Source organism: Paraburkholderia sp. SIMBA_054 (genome assembly GCF_046534875.1).
GTDB lineage: Bacteria > Pseudomonadota > Gammaproteobacteria > Burkholderiales > Burkholderiaceae > Paraburkholderia > Paraburkholderia hospita.
This window is the reverse complement of the sequence record NZ_JAWRXV010001884.1, coordinates 1-229: the sequence shown is the minus strand read 5'-3', so window position 1 is coordinate 229 and position 229 is coordinate 1. Positions and strand designations below refer to the sequence as shown.

Annotated in this window: 1 pseudogene; it reads left to right on the top strand. The window is 65.5% G+C overall.

Features of this window, described 5'->3' with window-relative positions:
- A pseudogene (locus SB822_RS61585) lies at positions 1-229 on the top strand (sorbosone dehydrogenase family protein); the annotation flags it as partial.

Below are 229 nucleotides of genomic sequence, written 5' to 3'. Positions count from 1 at the left end.
GGCCACGGGTCTCGAGGCCCCCGTCGGCGTCGCCTGGCACGACGGCGCGTTGTACGTTTCGGCGGTGTCGCGAATTTTACGCTTCGATTCGATCGACACGCGCCTGAGCGCGCCGCCGCAGCCGGCGGTCGTTACGGACAAATTGCCAGCCGAGACTCATCACGGGGCGAAATTCATTGCTTTCGGCCCGGACGGCAAGCTTTACGTCCCGCAAGGCGCACCCTGCAAC